Annotated in this window: 14 protein-coding genes and 1 pseudogene; 12 read left to right on the top strand and 3 right to left on the bottom strand. The window is 45.5% G+C overall.

All coding sequences use genetic code 11. The features are described from left to right. Window positions 1-31: 31 nt before the first annotated feature. Genes MKY66_RS13750 through MKY66_RS13765 form a run of 4 tightly spaced genes read left to right on the top strand, consistent with a single transcriptional unit; the run spans window position 32 to window position 4975 of the window. Window positions 32-1021 carry an ABC transporter permease subunit gene (locus tag MKY66_RS13750; protein ID WP_200868492.1) on the top strand — a complete coding sequence of 330 codons (990 nt, stop codon included), beginning with the start codon at window positions 32-34 and terminating at the stop codon, window positions 1019-1021. Between the two features lie 15 nt (window positions 1022-1036). Beyond that, complete coding sequence (locus MKY66_RS13755) at window positions 1037-1924, top strand: carbohydrate ABC transporter permease (RefSeq protein WP_076211802.1); 888 nt, start codon at window positions 1037-1039, stop codon at window positions 1922-1924. Between the two features lie 37 nt (window positions 1925-1961). Further along, a complete protein-coding gene (locus MKY66_RS13760) occupies window positions 1962-3605 on the top strand; it encodes a sugar ABC transporter substrate-binding protein (RefSeq protein ID WP_076211804.1) in 1644 nt (547 codons plus the stop codon). 20 nt (window positions 3606-3625) lie between these two features. Next, window positions 3626-4975 carry a glycoside hydrolase family 30 beta sandwich domain-containing protein gene (locus MKY66_RS13765; RefSeq protein ID WP_076211806.1) on the top strand — a complete coding sequence of 450 codons (1350 nt, stop codon included), beginning with the start codon at window positions 3626-3628 and terminating at the stop codon, window positions 4973-4975. A 111-nt stretch (window positions 4976-5086) separates the two neighbouring features. On the opposite strand, the gene MKY66_RS13770 is transcribed toward MKY66_RS13765, so the two are convergent. Next, window positions 5087-5494, bottom strand: coding sequence for a hypothetical protein (locus MKY66_RS13770; RefSeq protein WP_256704245.1), 408 nt, complete (start codon window positions 5492-5494; stop codon window positions 5087-5089). Between the two features lie 308 nt (window positions 5495-5802). Between MKY66_RS13770 and MKY66_RS13775 the strand changes: the two genes are divergently transcribed. Both MKY66_RS13775 and MKY66_RS13780 read left to right on the top strand, forming a co-directional pair. Further along, complete coding sequence (locus MKY66_RS13775) at window positions 5803-6795, top strand: hypothetical protein (RefSeq protein WP_143760326.1); 993 nt, start codon at window positions 5803-5805, stop codon at window positions 6793-6795. Between the two features lie 61 nt (window positions 6796-6856). Further along, a complete protein-coding gene (locus tag MKY66_RS13780) occupies window positions 6857-7942 on the top strand; it encodes a glycoside hydrolase family 99-like domain-containing protein (RefSeq protein WP_076211812.1) in 1086 nt (361 codons plus the stop codon). 32 nt (window positions 7943-7974) lie between these two features. Here the strand turns inward: MKY66_RS13780 and MKY66_RS13785 are convergent, their stop codons facing one another. Continuing rightward, a complete protein-coding gene (locus MKY66_RS13785) occupies window positions 7975-8820 on the bottom strand; it encodes an AraC family transcriptional regulator (RefSeq protein WP_076211813.1) in 846 nt (281 codons plus the stop codon). Window positions 8821-8942: 122 nt separating this feature from the next. Here MKY66_RS13785 and MKY66_RS13790 point away from each other — a divergent pair, with 122 nt between their 5' ends. Continuing rightward, entirely contained in the window at window positions 8943-10403 is a 1461-nt protein-coding gene (locus MKY66_RS13790; protein WP_076211815.1) for an alpha-L-fucosidase, read from the top strand. A 182-nt stretch (window positions 10404-10585) separates the two neighbouring features. On the opposite strand, the gene MKY66_RS13795 is transcribed toward MKY66_RS13790, so the two are convergent. Further along, complete coding sequence (locus MKY66_RS13795; protein WP_339807162.1) at window positions 10586-10756, bottom strand: hypothetical protein; 171 nt, start codon at window positions 10754-10756, stop codon at window positions 10586-10588. A 27-nt stretch (window positions 10757-10783) separates the two neighbouring features. Between MKY66_RS13795 and MKY66_RS13800 the strand changes: the two are divergent. From MKY66_RS13800 to MKY66_RS13820, 5 genes and pseudogenes are all read left to right on the top strand, one after another. Beyond that, window positions 10784-11101: pseudogene (locus MKY66_RS13800) on the top strand (collagen-like repeat preface domain-containing protein); the annotation flags it as partial. Between the two features lie 6 nt (window positions 11102-11107). Then, window positions 11108-12088: an exosporium glycoprotein BclB-related protein gene (locus tag MKY66_RS13805; protein WP_339807177.1), complete on the top strand. Its 981-nt coding sequence runs from the start codon at window positions 11108-11110 to the stop codon at window positions 12086-12088. 683 nt (window positions 12089-12771) lie between these two features. Further along, a complete protein-coding gene (locus MKY66_RS13810; protein WP_076211817.1) occupies window positions 12772-18018 on the top strand; it encodes a S8 family peptidase in 5247 nt (1748 codons plus the stop codon). A 308-nt stretch (window positions 18019-18326) separates the two neighbouring features. Continuing rightward, window positions 18327-19499: a GntR family transcriptional regulator gene (locus tag MKY66_RS13815; protein ID WP_305956066.1), complete on the top strand. Its 1173-nt coding sequence runs from the start codon at window positions 18327-18329 to the stop codon at window positions 19497-19499. 222 nt (window positions 19500-19721) lie between these two features. Further along, on the top strand, window positions 19722-21023 hold the full coding sequence (locus MKY66_RS13820; protein ID WP_076211821.1) for a glycoside hydrolase family 125 protein: 1302 nt from the start codon (window positions 19722-19724) through the stop codon (window positions 21021-21023). Window positions 21024-21035 lie beyond the last annotated feature (12 nt).

The following is a 21035-nucleotide window of genomic DNA, read 5'->3' on the forward strand; positions in this document are numbered from 1 at the left end:
ATGCATGCATGATGGAGGGGAGTAAAAAAACGTGGATAAATTAGCCGTAGAGACATCAACCGGTAAAAATGCGATCAGTCCCAATGGGAAGAAACCCATCGGACAACGGATTAAAGAATTCATAGTCGATTATCGGAGACAATGGGAGATTCAATCGATGATTATCCCAGGCATTATCTTTATGATTATTTTCTGTTATATCCCGATTTACGGTTTGACGATTGCCTTCAAAAATTACACGGTCATTGATACGCTGGCTACCGCTCCATGGGTAGGGCTGGATAATTTCAGAATCATTTTATCAGACAAATATTTCTGGGATGCAGTCGTGAATACACTGGGGATCAGTTTTTTGAAACTGGGAATCGGGTTCGTCATTCCGATCATTCTTGCAATCATGATCTACGAGTTAAACAGCGGACGCTTCAAAAAGTTTGTGCAAACGGTTTCATATTTACCTCACTTTTTGTCCTGGATTGTACTTGGGGGAATGCTGATCACCTGGTTTTCAACAACGGGGTTATTTAATCAGTTGTTACTTAGCCTGGGAGTGATCTCCCAACCGCAGAACATCTTGCTGGATGCAGGCAAGTACTGGTGGATTGCTACGTTATCTGATATTTGGAAAGAAGCAGGTTGGGGAACGATTCTGTATCTGGCGATCATGGCAAAGATTGATCCAACATACTATGAAGCTGCCAAAATTGATGGTGCAAGCCGTCTGAGACAGATCTGGAATATCACATTGCCCAACATGAAATCCATCATCAGCCTAAATCTGATTCTAACTGTAAGCGGTTTATTAGGGTCGAATCTGGATCAGACCTTGGTGCTCATGAACTCCCAGAACCGCGACAAAGCGGAAGTCATCAATTCGTACGTGTACCGTATGGGTATGTCTCAGGGTGACTTTTCATATGCAACGGCCGTTGGCTTGGGTGTCTCCATCATTTCTGTCATTCTACTCGTCACGGCAAACAAAATTACAAGCAAATTAAACGATAATCAATCTGTGTTGTAGAAGGAGGTAGCCCGCGTGAATGGAAAGGTGGCAAAAGAAGATCTCGATAGTCGGATCTTTGATACCTTAAATATGATTTTGCTAATCATCTGTACGGTCGTTATTCTCGTTCCGCTCTGGAATGTCATCATCTCTTCCTTTAGTTCAGGCAAAGCGCTGGCGGAAGGTGGATTCATCTTCTGGTCACCGGAATTCTCGCTGGAGAATTACAGAGCTGTATTCAACGATCAGGGAATCTGGCAGGCCTTCTTCATATCGGTCTCCAAAACAACGATTGGCGTTGTTACACATGTGTTCTTCTGTGCCATGGTTGGTTACGGTCTGAGCAAAAAGTACATAAGAGGCCGTAAATTATACGTTGCCATGGGTGTTATTACAATGTTCTTCTCGGGCGGTATGATCCCGACGTATCTGTTAATCAAATCACTTGGCTTGCTTAACAGCTTCTGGGTGTACATTATCCCGGCGTTATTCAGCTTTTATGATGTCGTGATTCTGATGAATTTCTTCCGGAATGTCCCGGATTCTCTGGAAGAATCGGCCAAGATTGACGGCGCAGGGGATTGGCATATTTTCCTGAAAATATTCATCCCACTCTCTATGCCGGCTATGGCTACAATTGCGCTATTTAATGGGGTGGGGCAATGGAACGACTTTATGACAACCAAGTTATACATTACCGATCAGTCACTGTATCCACTCCAGATGATGTTGTACGAGATTATCGTTCAGTCACAGACACAATCCATGCAAAATGTCGGAGGTTCAGCTGTCATTGAAACAACGACCAAAGGCGTGCAGCTAGCCACCATTGTCATTACGACACTACCTATCGTGCTGATCTATCCCATCGTTCAGAGATACTTTATCTCGGGAATGATGCTCGGAGCGGTCAAGGAATAGGAGCAACCAATACCCCATTTTGAGGAGGAACAAAAATATGTTGAAGTTGAATAAGGCATCAGGCAAAAAAGGGATTAAATTGCTCGCAACACTGCTCACAGCCGTACTTATGATTACAGGTTGCAGCGGTGGATCGGGGGGCTCCAGTGAAGGGAATTGGGTATCCATTGAAGATCGTTATACGGTTGACCCGGAAAAGCCGGCTTGGCAGTTGGATAAAAAGGAAGAGGCTACTGACCTGACGTGGTACGTCAATGCAGACTGGTGGAACACTGATTTTGGTAAGGATATTGTTACCAAGAAAATCAAAGAGGATCTGAACATCAATATTAAATTCATCACGGGTGATGATACCAAGTTAAACACCTTTTTCGCTGGTGGAGATATGCCTGACTTGCTGACCGTATTTGACTCCAATTCTCCTGTGGTACAAAAAGCTGCAACCTGGGCGATGCCGCTGAACGATCTGGCGGAAAAATATGATCCTTACTTTAATAAAGTTGCGGCTGCCGATACATTGAACTGGTTCCAATTGGCGGATGGTAAAACCTATGGTTACCCGAACTATTCCAATACGCAAGAGGATTATGATAGCGGTAACATTCCTGCCAAAACGGCATTTATCATTCGTAAAGATGTGTACGAAGCTTTGGGTAGTCCGGTCATTGGAACGCCAGAAGAATTCCAGAGTGTGATGAAACGAATTAAGCAAGAGTTCCCTGCGCTGATCCCGTTTGGATTCAACTCCATTGGTGAAGGAACAGGTTCACTGGGGGATACGTTGCAAGATTTCATCGGTGTTCCGTTGGAGACCGAATCAGGAGAATTCTATGATCGCAATCTGGATGAAGATTACCTCACGTGGTTGAAAACATTGAACACCGTTTACAGAGACGGCAATATCAGTGATGACAGTTTTGCCGATGATGGAACCGCTTTTGAGGAAAAAGTGAAGTCCGGTAAATATGCAACCATGCTGCTTGACGGTACACCTCAACAAGGAGGAAACTTGCAAATCTACATGAGTGCGAATCCAGGCAAAGAATATGTTGCTATCGATGGACCGCAGAGTACCAAAGGCAATGCACCAACATTGAATCAATCCGGAATAACCGGGTGGATGATCAATTTCATTTCCAAGGACTGTAAAGATCCGGCCAAGGCCATTCAGATATTCACATACTTGCTGAGTGAAGAAGGACAGACGCTTATGAATTACGGGATCGAGGGGGAAACCTACCAAACCAAAGCCGACGGTAGTGTAGAATTACTGCCAGCCGTGAAAGACCTGCAACTCAATAACGCGGATCAATTCAAAAAGGATTATCGGATGGGTGAGTTTATGTTCTTCGGTCATGACCGCCACAAAGCACTCAGTGCAGATGCTTTTCCCGAAGCGATTAAACAGATGCAGGAGTGGGGCAAAGGCAAGCTGAAACCACACTTTATTCTGGAGAACATTAGCCCGGATCAAGGTACACCTGAAGCTCGTGCGTTGTCAGCAATCAATACGAAGTGGAATACAACGCTGGTCAGTATGGTACGGTCCAAGGATGATGCCTCGTATGACAATGCACTGGCTTCTTACAAGTCATTTTTAGGTGAGAACCGTTGGGAAGAGATTGTTAAGGTACGCAGTGAAAAGATGAAATTGAACAAAGAGAAACTAGGCATTCAATAATAAATACAAAGGAGAATCCTATGACTACATTCAAAATGTACAAATCCACGGGTGAAGAAGATTTATTCGTATCTCTATCCCAAGAGCAATTAAAGCCTCTGGATGCTGATAAGGAGACAACGACCATCCTTCTGGATGATCAGCTAACGTATCAGGAGATGGACGGATTTGGTGCTTCTTTTACCGATTCATCTGCCTATTTGATTAACCAAATCTTGAATAATGAGCAACGGGAGGAGGTCATGACCCGTCTATTCCATCCGGAGAAAGGGATTGGGCTGTCAGTCATCCGTAATCCAATGGGGGCTTCGGACTATGCGAGAAAAGTGTACAGTTATAACGATATGCCCGAACAACAGATAGACGCAGAATTAACCCAATTCAGCATTTCACATGATGAAGAGGATGTTATTCCTTTGACGCAACAGGCTTTGGCATTGAATCCTGAAATGAAACTGTTTGCTTCACCATGGAGTGCACCGGGATGGATGAAAACAAGCGGATCGATGATTACCGGACAGTTGAAGGCGGAATGGTATCCGGTTTATGCGCAATATTTTGTGAGATACATTCAAGCCTATGCCAAACATGAATTACCGATCCATGCCATCACACCGCAGAATGAGGCGCTGTATGAACCAGGGCACTATCCTGGTATGCTGATGCCAGCCGAGGCCCAAGCAGATTTTATCAAAAACCATCTTAAACCAGCCTTTGTGCAAAACGATATTCAAACCAAGATTCTCTGTTACGATCACAACTGGGATCAACCGGACTATCCGCTGACCGTGTTGGAACAAGCGGGAGAAGAAGTGGACGGCGTAGCCTGGCATTGGTACGGGGGCGATGCTTCTGCTCAAACGAAGGTTTATGAAGCTTTTGCAGGAAAAGAAGTGCATTTCACTGAAGGTTCAGGTGGAGAGTGGATTCCGCCGTTTGAGCAGGCTTTTTCAAATGTGATGCGAACGGGAATTCAGATTCTTCGCAATTATAGCAAGTCCTTTGTACTTTGGAATATGGCACTAGATGAGAATAATGGGCCTACGGTTCCTGGTTTTGGTCGCAGTACGTGTCGTGGTATCGTGCAAGTGAATCAGCAAACAAAGGAACTTACGTATACACTTGATTATTATGCTCTGGCTCATTTCAGTGCTGTGATCCGCCCGAAGGCTGTTCGGATCGAATCAACATCCAGTGATGATGGAATTTGTTCTGTGGCTTTTAAAAATGCCGATGGTTCCGTAGCATTAGTCCTCTTCAATGATGGGGAGGAGACGGGCAACATACAGGTTAAGCTGCGCGACGATGTATTGATGAAGTTCCAGCTGGAAAGCAAGAGTGTCTTGTCCGTATTGATCACAGATTTATAAAAGGATGGAGTTATAACCAGGCTTCATCAGAAAAGAAACCAAAAGAAGCGATATCCGGAATGTACTCGGATATCGCTTCTTTTGGTGAAATTCATCTAGTTCAGGGTTATATTATACGGGTTGAATGGCGAGATGGGGTGTCCCGCTACTTTCATCAACGAACAGTATATATTGATTGCCAGCAGTCCCTGTTAAGACCAGACCGGGTTGACCTGCAACACCAGGATTGTAATATCTGAGTTGTTGCAAAACGGGTAGGGAGAGTGGAAGAGTAGGTTGATTAAGTGCCATTAATTGTGTAGCGGCCTTAATGCTATCTCCAGCTTCAATCACTCCGCCTACACCCAAATGGTTGACAATCGAGGAGCTGGCGTTGATTTGAAGGCTGCCTGTTATGGTCTGACTGCCATTGACGTTTAGGTCGACACCAACGGTTTGATTACCATTAACTTGCAGATCTTGGTTAATGGTCTGATTACCGGTGACAAGGATGCTATCAAAAGTTGGCAAAGATATCATCTCCTATATAGTATTCATATATTCTATGGGGACAAGATCTGGAATGACCCGGGTGACCACACATTATATGTCTGGCATAAAGCCCTTTTTGCAAAAGAGAGTTAGAGAAAAGCTCAATAGAAGAAACCACGCCACTATTTCGAGCATATTGTAGGCAGAGAATGTTTTCGCATGGAACAGGAGGGTTTGTTATCCGAAAGAAGTCAAGAGCGCAGGTTAAGTCCGCGAAAAAGAAACGTTCAGTTCATGATGCGAACCGGTTATTCCTGAGACAGATGAATGTTGTGCTGAACAGGAAACTCAAATCCATGCGTAAACATATGGAAGTACAGCAATTGGAACTGAATCAGCAATGGCTGAAAATGATGCAGGTGGGAAGCATACCTACCCGCGAAGTGCCAAAAGTGATCTATAAGGAGTTAAATGTGCTTCTGATTACTCCTTGTAATGACCGAGAAATGTCATCACATTGCGTCCTGATTGAACAGAGTCTGAAACATCTCGTGAGAAATGTGAATGAGATTAAATATATCGAATCTGTGTCAGCCTGTTTGTCTTCCTATGATGTTGATCTAATTATGGTCATCGGAAGCGAAGAAAACTTGACGGATGAGAATATTGCAGCATTAAGGACATCCACCGTGAAGAAGGTAATCTGGTTGTCTGCCGATCAACATGGGAATCAAAGCGAAACTATTCTATCGATTTTTGATCACGTGTTTACACAACATTCAGCCCAAATAAGCGATGATCAGCATCATATGGGAAGCACGGTTAGTCATGAACTGTTAATGCCGCCTGATCCACATATATTCTGTCCGCAAGCTGTTCCTCTGGAGTACGAATCGGATGTTTATATCATCGGGGATGCAGAACCGGATGGCATGGTCACCGCTATTGCCAAATCGGGTCTTTTGGATAACAAAAAGGTTCGGGTAGATGGAAAGGGTTGGGCACAGATCGGGGATTTCAATCCTGTTCATACAAATGAAGCTCGTCAGATGTTATATAACGGAAGCAAACTGGTTATTCATAGTGCCGAATCAATCAAAAACGTGATGGAAATTGCCGCATGTGGGACGTTTCAACTCATAGGGCCATCTGTGAATCAGAGCAACGGGATTGACCTTAGTAACTTTCAACAATACAACTCTTGTGAAGAACTCACTCAGAAGTTTGAACATTACTGGCAGAGTGTTGATGCAAGGAGACTGGCCGCTAGCCATGCTCTGGCATACATGAAATATAATCAATCCCATCTACAAAAAACATTGCGACTGCTGGATATCATTTTCATATAAATCATCCCAAAAATCACAGGAGCGTAGGCTGCATCATGTTGCTGCATTGGAGGAGTTCTGATTGAAGGTAATTGCTCTGCATCTGCCCCAATTTCATCGGATTGAGGAGAACGACCGATGGTGGGGGGACGGTTTTACCGAATGGACGAATGTAAAAAAAGCCACGCCTTTATATTCGGGTCATCATCAGCCTAAGCAGCCATTTCAGGGGAAATATTATGATCTTTCCGATCCAGATGTACGAAAGTGGCAAGCGGAAACGGCTAAACAGCATGGCATTTATGGATTTTGTTATTATCATTATTGGTTCAAAGGCAAGCGTTTGCTGGAAAAACCGGTGAATGAAATTTTGGATAGTGGGGAGCCTGATTTTCCTTTTTGTTTGTCTTGGGCCAATGAGACATGGACAAGAAAATGGGATGGGCAAGAATCCGATATTCTCATGGCCCAGAACTACGGGGAGCGAGAGGATTGGGAAGAACATTTTAATTATCTGGTAAAGGTATTTAAGGACAAACGATATATTCGAGTGGAAGGTAAGCCATTATTTCTGATCTATCGGCCAGCCAGTATTCCGCAATGTGAGGAAATGATTCAGTTTTGGCGTGAATTGGCTTTGAAGCACGGCCTGCAAGGGATCCATGTTGTGCAGACCATTGGTGGATTCCCTACATTTAATCGTCAGATCTTTGATGCGAGTATGGAATTTGAACCACATTATACGTTTGCACATGGACATATGAATGGAATCTGGATCGAAATGAACATCAAGGGACAGCAGCATATTGCTGTGAATTACGACAAAGTATGGTCCTCCATTCTCGAACGAACACCACACCGTAACGGAGAAATTGTCTATCCAGGTGCTTTTGTCAATTGGGATAATACACCGCGGAGAGGCGTTGATGGACAGAGTACGCTTGGGTCCACACCAGAGAAGTTTGGGCTGTATCTATCCAGACAGATGGAACGAGCGAGGACGCTGTACAAAAGTGAATATCTTTTTGTTAATGCCTGGAACGAGTGGGCGGAAGGGGCATATCTTGAGCCGGATCAAAACTATGGTTATGCTTATTTGAGCGAACTCAAGAAAGTAACTCAGCATGAATCGAACAGAAACAAGTCTGTAGGAGGGAGTTCCGAATGAGGGAACTCTCTCTCTCTCTGCTTTGAGTTTATTTATAAACCATGTTTCGTTGTAAGTACCGTTTTTTGTTTGCGGTACTCCGTTGGAGTTAACCCTGTATGCTTTTTGAACTGTCTGGAGAAATAATACAAATCACTGAAACCGAGATGCTCGGCGATGGCAGTTATTGTGTTCGGGGTGCAGGCCAGCAATTCCTTGGCCTTATCGATTTTTTTGCCAGTAATATAGAGGATCGGAGGAACTCCGATCTGCTGCTTGAAGAATCGAATGAAATAATTTGGATGCATGTAGGCGATCTGGGCCAGATCCTGAACCGAAATATTCTCTTCGATGTTGGAATCAATATAAGCCAGGATGGTAGACAGTTTCTCCATGACAGGAACGTTAATAAAAGAGATCTGATCCAGATCCAGATTCATTAGATAGTGGGATAGTAGCTCAGTCAGTTTGCTCTTGGCCATCATATGGGCATAGACTTCATCGGATTTTGCATATGTAAGGATACTGCTGAAGATTGCTTGAATCAACTCAGGTTGATCTATCGTACAGATGTGTGGGAATTTCAGAATTTGGAACAAATTGATTCCCCCAACCTTTGCGCTAAAGTGACACCAATATTTGAGAAAAGGACGGTCATTAATGGCAGAGTAGGACTGTTGGATCCCCTCTGGCATTAAAATAAGCTGATTAGGCGCAGGATAATACTCCTCATCCCCAATTTTGAGCCAACCTTCACCTTCGCATATGAAATAAAACTTGCTGTAATCGGGCGTGTAATCCAGATCCCGCCAATCCGTATCGCACCGATTGTAATTGACCATGAATAATTCGACTTGGAGATTGGACAGGTAGTTCGTAAGCAAAGTTTGGTGATTCATACTTTTCATCTCCATACAAGGTTATTATTGTCCATCTAAAAGTTAGTGTTCTGCATGTCTATCTTTCGGCCGTAGCACTACAATACAACTACAGACAATAACAGAAGGGATGAGAACATCTCATGGACAAAAACGAATATTTGCAACATATTGAAGCAACGATTGAGCGCGGTAAATTCAAGGACAACTGGAGTTCGCTTAGCGCCTTCCAAGTTCCCGAATGGTACCCAAAAGCGAAATTCGGCATATTCATTCACTGGGGGCTATATTCTGTACCGGCCTATGATAGCGAATGGTATTCGCGAAATATGTACATACAAGGCACCAAAGCTTATGAACATCACCTTGAGGTATATGGACCTCATAAGGACTTTGGATATAAAGACTTCATTCCGATGTTTCGTGCAGAGAAGTTTGATGCAGACGAATGGGCAACGTTATTCAAACAGGCTGGAGCCAGATATGTTATGCCTGTGGCTGAGCACCATGATGGTTTTCAGATGTACAAAAGCTCTATCTCTCACTATAACACATATGAAATGGGCCCCAAACGGGATCTTCTGGGTGAGATGAAGGTTGCATACGAGAAGCAGGGGCTGACCTTATGTGTGTCGTCTCACCGCGCCGAGCACTGGTTCTTCATGTCTCATGGGAAGGAGTTTGATTCAGATATTAAGGAACCACTGGAGCGTGGGGATTTCTATTGGCCTGCCATGCCTGAACCCAAGGATCACTTCGACTTGTATGACTCCCCTCCAACCGAGGAGTATCTGGAGGACTGGTTGATTCGCTGCTGTGAACTGGTTGATCAATACCAGCCAAAGGTCTTTTATTTCGATTGGTGGATTCAAACGGTTGCGTTCAAACCCTATCTTAAAAAATTTGCTGCCTATTATTATAACAAAGGTGAAGAATGGGGTGTGCCTGTAGCTATCAATTATAAACATGAGGCCTACATGTTTGGTAGTGCCGTTCCGGATGTGGAGCGGGGACAGTTCGCTGAGCTTAAGCCCTATTTTTGGCAAACGGATACAGCTGTCGCTAAAAACTCATGGTGTTATACGGAAAATAATAACTATAAAACGGCTGAGGAGATCATTCGGGATCTCGTCGATATTGTAAGCAAAAACGGAAATTTACTGCTGAACATTGGTCCCAAAGCAGACGGCAGCATACCGGAAGAAGATCGTGAGATTTTACTGAGCATTGGCAAGTGGCTGGAAGTGAATGGAGAAGCGATCTATGACACGTCATTCTGGCGTACGTTTGGCGAGGGTCCGACAGAGGTGAAGGAAGGGCAATTCACGGATGGGGATACGAAGATATTTACGAGTGAAGATATACGGTTTACGTTAAAAGAAAGCAGTCTGTATGCCACGGTTCTTGCCTATCCAGATAACGGGGTGGTGCAGATTAAATCCCTGAAGGAAAATTCTCATCATTTTCAAGGGGTCATTCAAGATATTCAAGTACTTGGCTATGAAGAACAACCGCAATGGGAGAGAACAGCGGACGCACTGATGATCACAACGACAACTGTGAAAAGTAATGCGCCTATCGTTTTCAAAATTAAATTGGACTAATCAACAAAGATAAATTGAATACTGTAAATATAAAAAGGGCGCATCCAGGAGTATTGTACTCATCGGATAGCGCTCTTTTGGTTGTGCTACTACTCATATAATAATCACGAAATTCTTACTTGCTAATATACTGATATCATCAAACCAGTGATGTTCGCCTGTAATGGAACGATTGAGACTCACTAAGGAGGATCTGCAAAAAAGATGAAACCAAAGAAACGCATCAGATATGGTTGGAGCGGATTTAAGAAAAAAAACCTGAGGACTGTGACCTTCCCCAAGAGCAGCACAAAGAACACCACCACGAGCACCATCATAACCACCACAATCATCACCACAATAACCACCATCATAAGTGTTTTGACAAAGAAGCCGAATTCCTTCTCAAATTAATTGGTGAGTTGAAAGGAGCAATTGTACAGGTTTTTGCGAATCCCTCGCCTCACAATGTTTCACTGCTGATTGAGGTACTGCGTAAATTACTGGCTCTGGTTCATCATTCGGATTTGAAAAAGGGAACCAAGGCAGACCTCGAAGCGGTCTTGGAGCTTACCATTGTATCTGCAGAGGCCGTTCCATTTTCTCCGATCAGTGTGGGAACCAATTTGCAGCAATTGCTGGATGTGCTTCTATCTGTCATTTTACAGGGGAATATCGATTCGGCTGAGAAAGATCAACTGGTCATTTTGATCCGGGCGACCGAATTGGCTATCACAACAGGGCTTAGAAACGTAGGGAGTCAAGGTCCGGCAGGACCAGCAGGACCAGCAGGACCAGCAGGTCCTCAGGGCGTACCTGGTCCACAAGGCCCGGCAGGCGTTGCTGGTTCTCAGGGTGGTGTAGGTCCAGCGGGTACACCGGGAGCTGCTGGTGCTCAGGGACCAGCAGGTACGACAGGTGCTACTGGCGCTACGGGTGCGGCAGGCCCAGCAGGTGGCGCAACAGGAGCCACAGGTGCAACGGGGAGTACAGGAGCTGTTGGGGCAGCGGGCGTTACAGGAGCAACAGGTGATCCTGGCGTAGCAGGAGCCACCGGGGCTACCGGGGCAACGGGTGTGACAGGAGATACGGGTGCAGCCGGAATTGCAGGGGTAACCGGGGCTACCGGCGCAACTGGGATTGCGGGAGTAACTGGCAGCACTGGTGTTACAGGAGCTACGGGTTCTGGCGCCATTATACCGTTTGCTTCTGGCGGACCTGCCATATTGACAACCATTGCTGGTGGACTGGTAGGAACCACAAGTCTCATTGGTTTCGGAAGCTCGGCAACCGGAGTCAGCATTCTGGGTGGCACCATTGATTTAACGGGGACGATTGTTGGACCACTCATTAACTTTGCGTTCTCTGTTCCACGGGATGGCGTTATAACTTCCATTGCTGCTTATTTTAGTACAACAGCAGCCTTGGCTTTGGTCGGTTCAACGGTGACCATCACTGCGCAATTATTCAGTTCACCTACTCCTGATAATGCATTTACTGCGGTTCCGGGGGCGGTCGTTACACTGGCACCTCCACTCACCGGTATTATTGCATTGGGTAGTATTTCCAATGGCATAACAACCGGATTGGCTATACCTGTGAGTGCACAGACACGTCTTCTGCTTGTATTCTCCGCAACGGCAACTGGACTTTCTCTTGTGAATACCGTTGTTGGTTATGCAAGTGGCGGCGTGAACATTACATGATGAGATATAAATTTTGAGATGAACGACATGAGAGTTCTCATGTCGTTCTTTTTCTTGATTTGAAATTTTGCGTATCAGGTCTTGGTTATATCGAACTACTACAAACTATTATTCATCAAAAAGATGCATGAATACGAAAAATAAGCTGAAATGTGTAAGCGACATGAGACACATAAAAGCATTAAATAGACTTATTTTCTATATTTTTCAATAAAATGCTTGTATATATCGAATAATGATTTTATACTATACCAATAAAATCCAATTAAATTCCTAATCGACTATTATATGTAATTAAAATGTTGGACTACTCACTCGAATCACGATCGAAATTCATATCCACCACTCCTTAGCAAGCGTTCTGCTAACGCTCCAGATTACCCTTCCACATGAATGCTTATAGACATTCACTCACATTGCATTATTCAAACACCCAAACTATTCACTCACATGGTCCGATTCATTCAATCTCCTAAACTTCCAAGTAAAAAAACATAGACTGATCTGTTATCTCTTCTGACTCATATTGATTCCTAACCAGACCTGTAAAGGAGGTGAGGCTTTATGTGAAATCCAGGGTATCTATTTCGTCCGCAATAAAGGTTATTTTACCGTTTTATTCTGCAGAGAAGGGCATATGTACCAGACTAAATTAAAAAACCGGGTAAAAGGAGTGGAAAAGTTTGATAAAGATTAATCGGTTACGCAAGCCCATCTCCATGGGGCTCTCGCTTCTCCTTGCATTTTCGATCATTCATCCGGTTTCAGCTGAAAACTCCACATCATCCAAATTGGATATGAAATCTGGACTTGCCAAAGTTACGGAGTCCAAAGTAAACGCCAAGTTGACCAAAGAATTTGATGGTAGTGAATATGTTACCTATCTGGTGAAAATGAAGGAACAGGTGGATACAGCAGCAGTCTCCAAACAGGCCCTGGAAAAGGCGACTATCGCCAAACAAACGGCTTCAGCAACGAAGCTGTCCGTCCGGAATTCGGTCGTCAGCTCTCTGCGGGAAACGGCCTCACGTACACAATATCCATTGGAAACTTATCTGGAAAAGGAAGTTGACCTGGGCAAGGTCAAAGAATATAAAAGCTATTTTATTGTCAATTCACTGGCAGTAACGAGTACCAAAGAAGTCATGGAACAGATTGCGCTGCTGCCTGAGGTGGAGAAGATTCTACCGAATGAGACACGATACTTACAGAAAGCCGAAGTGAGTAAAGAACCGGCGAATGCGGTATCAGGCAAAGATGCTGTCCAAACGCCAGCTAAAGACTCTTCAGTCGGAGTCAAAGACAAAGAGCCTGCTGCAAAAGACAAGCTTGCGACAGAAAACGTGGAATGGAACCTGGATTACATCAATGCGCCAGCCGTGTGGGATCGGGGCATCGATGGAACAGGGATTGTTGTTGCCAATCTGGACAGTGGTGTAGATTATACCCATCCGGCGCTTCGCAGCAAATGGCGGGGACTGGATGCTTCAGGCAATATCGTTGATCCCGAACTGAGCTGGTATGATCCGCACAGTAATGCTTCCCTCCCTGCGGACGGAGACGGGCATGGTACGCACACGATGGGTACGATGGTTGGCTCTGAAGCAGATGGCACCAACCAGATCGGGGTTGCTCCCGGTGCGAAGTGGATTGGTGTGCGGATATTCAATCCGGAGACAACAGATGCCATCATTCTGGATGGCGGACAGTGGTTGATCGCTCCGGTTGATGCGGAAGGCAATCTGCATCCTGAACTTGCACCGGATGTCGTCAACAACTCATGGGGCGGCGGCCCGGGACTTGATGAATGGTTCCGACCTATGGTTCAAGCCTGGCGTGATGCGCAGATTTTTCCCGAATTCTCTGCGGGAAATGTAACACTGACGAATCCGGGTGGTCCCGGCTCCGTTGCGAACCCGGCCAATTATCCCGAAAGCTTCGCAACGGGAGCCACAGATATCAATGGTAATCTGGGTTCCTTCTCCCTGCTGGGCCCATCCCCGTATGATGAGATCAAACCGGAAGTATCTGCCCCTGGGGTGAATATCCGTTCATCAGTTCCGGGCGGAGTATATGAGGGAGGCTGGAACGGAACATCCATGGCAGGCCCGCATACAACTGCACTTGCTGCACTGCTGCTTCAGGCCAATCATTCCCTTACGGTGGATCAGCTGGAGCAGATCATTACAGATACAGCCACGCCGAGAACGGATAGTCAGTATCCGACCTCTCCTAATAACGGCTACGGTCACGGCATTATTAATGCCCTTGATGCTGTGGGTTCTGTACTCGAAGGGATCGGCACAGTATCCGGCAGAGTGGTTACAGCCGGAGATGATCTGGAAGAGCCAGTACTGGTACATACCCCTGTTAATTCAGCCTTTACAGGCATTGATATACCATTAACCGCTCATGTGACAGATAACGTCGCAGTAGTCTCCGTCGAGGCTTTTGCCAAAACGACAGGTACCAACCAGTACGTTTATCTACCGATGAACCGGATTGCTGGGGATAACAAAGATGGGACATATACAGCGACAATCCCTGCTTTTCTCATTGAGCCACAAGGTGTAGAGTATTATATCCGCGTAAATGATTACGGCAACAACGGATTCGAAAGTCAGGTATATAAAGTGGCTGTGTCCAATGGTGTTCAGCCAGGGTACCTTCAGGATTTTGAAGAAGATCAGCTGGGCTTCACGACTGGCGGAACCGGAAGTACTTGGGTATGGGGAGCACCAACCAGTGGTCCTGGAAGTGCATACTCCGGTGACAAGGTGATTGCAACCAATCTGCAAGGAACTTATGTGGCGAATAGCAATGCATATTTGCTTGCGCCGCCAATTGATCTCACCGAGAGTCCGGAAGGGGCATTGTTATCCTTCAAGCACTGGTATGACTTGGAGAATAACATCGACTTCGGCAAGGTATACATCGCTTCCGAGGATAGCGATTATGTGTTCGAAGAGCTGTTAACCTTCACGGGTACAGGTGGCAATTGGAAGACACAATATGTTGATCTTCGCGAATACGCGGGACAGCAGGTGTTCATCAAGTTCAATCTGACGAGCGATAATTCATTGCAAAAAGCTGGCTGGTACATTGATGATTTCGCTGTAGAAGAGCTGGATGAGATTGCTCCGGGCGCACCTGCCGGATTGTCTGCGACGGCCGATATTCTTGGTAATGTAGCCTTGAGCTGGACGGGTCCGAGTGATGAGGATCTCGAATCCTATATCGTATATCGCTCCACAACCGCAGGTTCAGGTTATGAATCCATTGGAACTGCAACAGGAACAACGTTTACAGATACGGCTACGGTGACAGATTCGACGTATTATTATACCGTTTCCGCACTTGATTATAGTGGCAATGAAAGCGACAAATCGAATGAGGTCTCCATTACAGTAGAGGTGCCTCAGGATATCTACATCGATCATTTCGATGGCAGTGATGATAATGGCTGGACTCATTCAGGAACCAAAGATGAGTGGGAACGCGGTATTCCGGTAACGGGTCCTGCCAGCGCGGTTTCTCCACCGAATGTCTGGGCGACCGATCTCGACAATACGTACGAGAGTGGTTCCAACTATTCACTCGTATCTCCGGTCATTGATTTGACGGATGTATCCGAAGGAACACTTACGTTTAATCATTGGTACGAGATTGAGAGTGGATACGACTACGGATATGTGGAAGTCACCAAGGATGGTGGGACCACATGGTCAGAACTGGGCAAATTCTCTCATACTACAAACGGTAAACAATGGACACCCGTATTTTATGATCTGGATGCACTTACCGGTAATGAAGTTCAATTCCGGTTCCGCCTGACCTCAGACAACAGTGTTGTGAAGACAGGCTGGTTCATTGATGATTTCCGTGTACTGGGAGTTGCTGCGGAGACGGTAACGGAGGACAGTGCGGTTGTGCTTAACAATGACAAACCAAAACCGTCCTATGATAATCCATGGTACAAAATTTCGCGGACAGACAAAGCGGAATTTAACAAAACGAAACAGCAACAACCGGAAGTTGAAAAACCAGAAACAGGTTCGGTTAATCCACAAAGCCTGCCTGCAAGTGCAACGGTTACCGTACTGGAAACCGGACGTTCGGTGAAGACAGATCCAGCTACAGGCAAGTATAATTTCACACACGTAGCAGGTGATTACACGTTAAAAGCTGAAGCATATGGATATTATCCTCAAACTCAGCAGGTAACGATCACGGATGGCAATGGTGCCAAAGCCAACTTTAATCTGGAGGAAATCCCTCATGGGCAGATTGAAGGTGTAGTAACCGATGAGCGGACAGGCCAACCATTGGCTGATGCTTCCGTCCTCGTGGTGGAAGATGCCAATATAGGTGAAGTTCGCACAGGTTCAGATGGCAGCTTCAATATTCAGGTATTGGAAGGAAGTTATACCCTGTCCATCCGGGCTGCGGATTATTACAGTAAAACCGTAACTGTAACTGTACCTGGTAATGGGACAGCAGAGGCAAATGTTGCCTTGAAACCATTCATCGGTTTCCCAGGGGAAATTGCTTATGATGATGGATCAGCAGAGAACGCACGAGCTTTTAACGCTGCGGATAACGCTTGGGCAGTTCGAATGACACCAGAGCTGGAGACCGCTCAACTGACAGGTGCATCGTTCCGATTCTGGAACACAGAGTGGCCTGTGCCTGGAGGTACAACGTTCCAATATGCCGTATATGATGCATCGGGTGCGGGTGGAGCTCCAGGACGACAGCTGGCTGGACCATTCGACGGTACTGCACTTCGTAACGATCAATGGACAACCGTTGAATTCCCAGAACCGGTCATTGTAACGGGTGACTTCTATATCGTGTATGTACAAAGCGTAGCCGGAACAAGTGCTCCGGGACTCGCTACCGATGAGAATGGTACGAATGCTGGTCGAAGCTGGCAGCGTGTAAGCGGAGCATGGAGTACTTCACCGGTAGAAGAAGGCAATTACATGATTCGTGCAGTCGTGAGATATCCGGTAAATGCACCTGTGCTCACAGTACCTGCAAACACGTATACGAATCAATCGACCTTTACTGTGTCGGGAACGTCTCCGGCATCTGGAGCTCAGATCAAGATCTACAACGGCAAGGATCTGGCTGGCACCACAACAGTGGCAAATGGGAAGTTCTCATACGGTGTGAAGCTCCGTTCTGGCATTAATGCGATTACTGCGGAGGCAGTGGTAGACGGTAAAACAACGGACCGTTCACTCCCCATAGTCATTATTCTGGATCAGACCAAACCAGAGTTAACGATTCTCACGCCAGCTCAAGGGGATCGCATCAATGCAGAAGTGGTTCACGTAACGGGTAATGTCGTGGAACAATTCCTCGATAAGGTAACCGTTAACGGACAAACCGTACAAGTGGGTAAAGACAGAAGCTTCAGTCACCGTGTATTGGTCAATGAAGGCGAGAACACAATTACCATTACAGCAACCGATATCGCTGGTAACAAAACAACCGTAACCCGCACCGTCTATGTGGAAACGGCGTTGCCAGAACTTACGAATATTACTCCGGCTGAGGATGTTCGAATCACATCAGGGGAGAGTGTTACCGTTTCATTTGACAGTAAACCTGGTCTGCAAGCATCTTTCCGTATTCAGTTACCTTTGAATCTGAATGCCCAAGGCGCAGGAGAGATTCCATTGCTGGAGACTGAACCTGGTCGTTACACGGGTACGTACACAACACCTTCATCCCTTGTTCTGGATGGTGGAGTCATTGTGATTCGTGCTCAGGATGCAGCAGGCAACAAAGTAGAGGCGGAAGCAGCTGGACGATTGTTCGTCAGCGCAGCACAAGAACAATCCGTTCCAGAACCAGATTCGAGCCCTGAAGAGACTGAAACAGAAGTAGGTCCACCGTCCGCTGAGAGTCTGCAACCTTAATTATGCAAAGTGTGACATGGAGGATAACCACGTTTTGACCATCTAAGCAAGAAGCCGATAAGCCGACGTATCAGGGCTTGTCGGCTTTTTGTTGTATCTCGATTCACATCTGACGCCTAAGATTAATCCGCTATGGTTATTTTCACCAAATAAATCTAATTATGAACTTTTGAAAATGAAGCATCCATCGGGGGGTGCTTTTTTTTTGCGCACACATGAAAGCAGGTGAGTTGTCTCCTTTCTTCACATTAATGATATAACATGATATATTAGGATGTAGAACATGAGAAGTATGGGTATTTATGGAGGTGCTTGTATTGGGGAAAGATTCGGCATCCAAGCCGATGTATGAACAGATCTTTGAATCCTTGCGCGAACGGATACAGCTTCATCAATATCAAGTGGGTGAGCGTGTTCCTTCGGAGAAAGAATTATGTGATGAATTCGGAGTGAGCCGGATTACAACTAAAAAAGCGCTTGAGATGCTGGCGAGTGAACAATTAATTGTTCGTCAGCCGGGACGGGGTTCTTTTGTAGCCGACACAGCAGATGTGTTACAGGAAAGATCTAACAGACCTGCTCCGCGTTCTGCGATCAAAGATCCAGAGAAGAAGCTGCTCATTGGTCTGGTCATTACTAATTTCAGCGATATGTATGGTACAGAACTGTTATATGGGATGGAAGAAGCTTCGCGAGAGCATGATTGTTTTCTCGTACTTAGACGCTCCTTCGGGATTCCTGAGCAGGAGGAACAAAGCATTCAGGAACTGCTGGAACTGGGGGTGGACGGATTGATTATTTTCCCGGCACAGGGTGAATATTTCAGCGATGAGATTCTTAAACTGGTCGTTAACAAATTCCCGTTTGTTCTGATTGACCGGTACCTGAAAGGTATTCCAGCTTCATCTGTCAGTACGGATAACGTAGGCGCGGCGCGAGAAGGGATGAATTATCTGTTCGATCTCGGTCACCGACATATCGCTTTTCTGACGCAGCCTCCGGCGAACACCACACCGATTGAAGAACGAATTGAAGGAATCATTGAGGCTCATCATGATCAAGGAGTTCTGGTGAACAGGGAACTGTGGTTAGAATCTTTTCTTTCGACACTGCCAAGTGTGTTTGATCCTCAAGTCGAGGTCCGTGATGTGGAGACACTGGTGGAACATTTACAGAAATACCCTCAGATTACTGCACTTTTTGCTGCGGAGTATCACATTGCTTTACTTGCAGAACAGGCAGCCGATCAGCTTGGATTGAAGATTCCGGAGGATTTGTCCATCATTTGCTTTGACAGTCCAAACGCTGCCGAAGGAAGCCGTGTAACCCATATGAGACAAAGCCAGTTTGATATGGGAAAACAGGCATTTGAGATGGTGCTTCAAAGTATGCAGAACAACGAAATGGCAGTGAACAGGGTTATTTTGCCTGCCCGATTGGTGAAGGGTAAGTCAACGAGTATGGTGAAACAAAAGGGTTAATTATAGCAACTTAATATTCATTGTGTTCAATCAGGGGCTTCGTATAAACGAGGCCTCTTTTTGTGTGGATAAAATGGGGAGAATTGCTTTAAATGGTATGTTAATTAGTGTTATTGAATTAAAATAACATGCTAATATACAAATAAATATATTGACATAACATTATATTCGTTTTAGGATGATGAAAGCGGTTAACAAACTGGATTACATAAGGAGGACAACATGCTGGCACCCAGAGATGATCAAGAAATTTCTCCCTCGATATACGACATGATTGATCGGGTTAACAAACGTATGCCGGATTATCCGGAACTTAACCAAATGTTCAAAAATTGTTTTACCAATACAATGGCGACCACAATTCAGCGCAAAGAAGATGGCACAACTTTTGTGATTACAGGAGATATCCCTGCCATGTGGTTACGTGATTCTGCTGCTCAGGTCAGACCTTATCTGGTTCTCGCTTCAGAGGATGAAGATATTGCCGACATGATCGCTGGACTGGTTGAACGTCAACTGAATTATATTCTCCTGGACCCTTATGCAAACGCTTTTAATGAGACGGAGAGTGGAAAAGGACATCAGGAAGACCTGACGCAGATGAATGATTGGATCTGGGAACGGAAGTATGAGATCGACTCACTGGCTTATCCGATTCAGCTCAGTTATCTCTTGTGGAAGAACACGGGAAGAACAACTCAATTCAATGATACGTTCCGTAAAGCAGCCCAGATCATCATGCAGTTATGGCAAGTGGAACAGCATCATGAGACGAAATCACCCTACACGTTCCAACGTCTGGATGCTCCTGAGACCGATACGCTCACCCGAGAGGGACGAGGTACTGAAACGGTATACACAGGCATGACTTGGTCGGGATTCCGTCCCAGCGACGATCGCTGTGAATATGGATATCTGATTCCATCCAATATGTTCGCCGTGGTGGCGCTTCGATATCTAAAGGAAATTGCTGAAGCGGTGTTCGAAGATGAAACGCTGGCAGCGACTGCTCAGCAGTTGGAGGAACAGATCAACAAAGGTATTCAGGATTATGGCACCGTTGAACATCCGGAATATGGAACCATATATGCATACGAAACGGATGGGAAAGGCAATTACAATCTGATGGATGATGCCAATGTGCCGAGCCTGCTGTCTTTACCTTATCTCGGATATGTGGAGGAGAACGACGAGGTGTATCAGAATACACGCCGTTTCATTCTATCCTCGCACAACCCGTATTTTTATGAGGGAACAGCAGCAGCGGGAATTGGTAGTCCGCATACACCGGAAGGGTACATCTGGCATATCGCTTTATCGATGCAGGGGCTGACTACGGAGGATCGCAATGAAAAACTACGATTGCTTCAGCTCATCCATAAGACGGATGCGGATACCGGACTGACCCATGAAGGTTTTTCGGCCAACAATCCACACGAATATACACGTCCATGGTTTTCATGGTCCAACATGCTCTTTAGTGAACTGATGATGGATTATTGCGGATTCCGCGTACAGAAATAGGATAGGAAAGCA

The sequence above is a fragment of the Paenibacillus sp. FSL R5-0766 genome, assembly GCF_037971845.1.
Taxonomy (GTDB): Bacteria; Bacillota; Bacilli; order Paenibacillales; family Paenibacillaceae; genus Paenibacillus.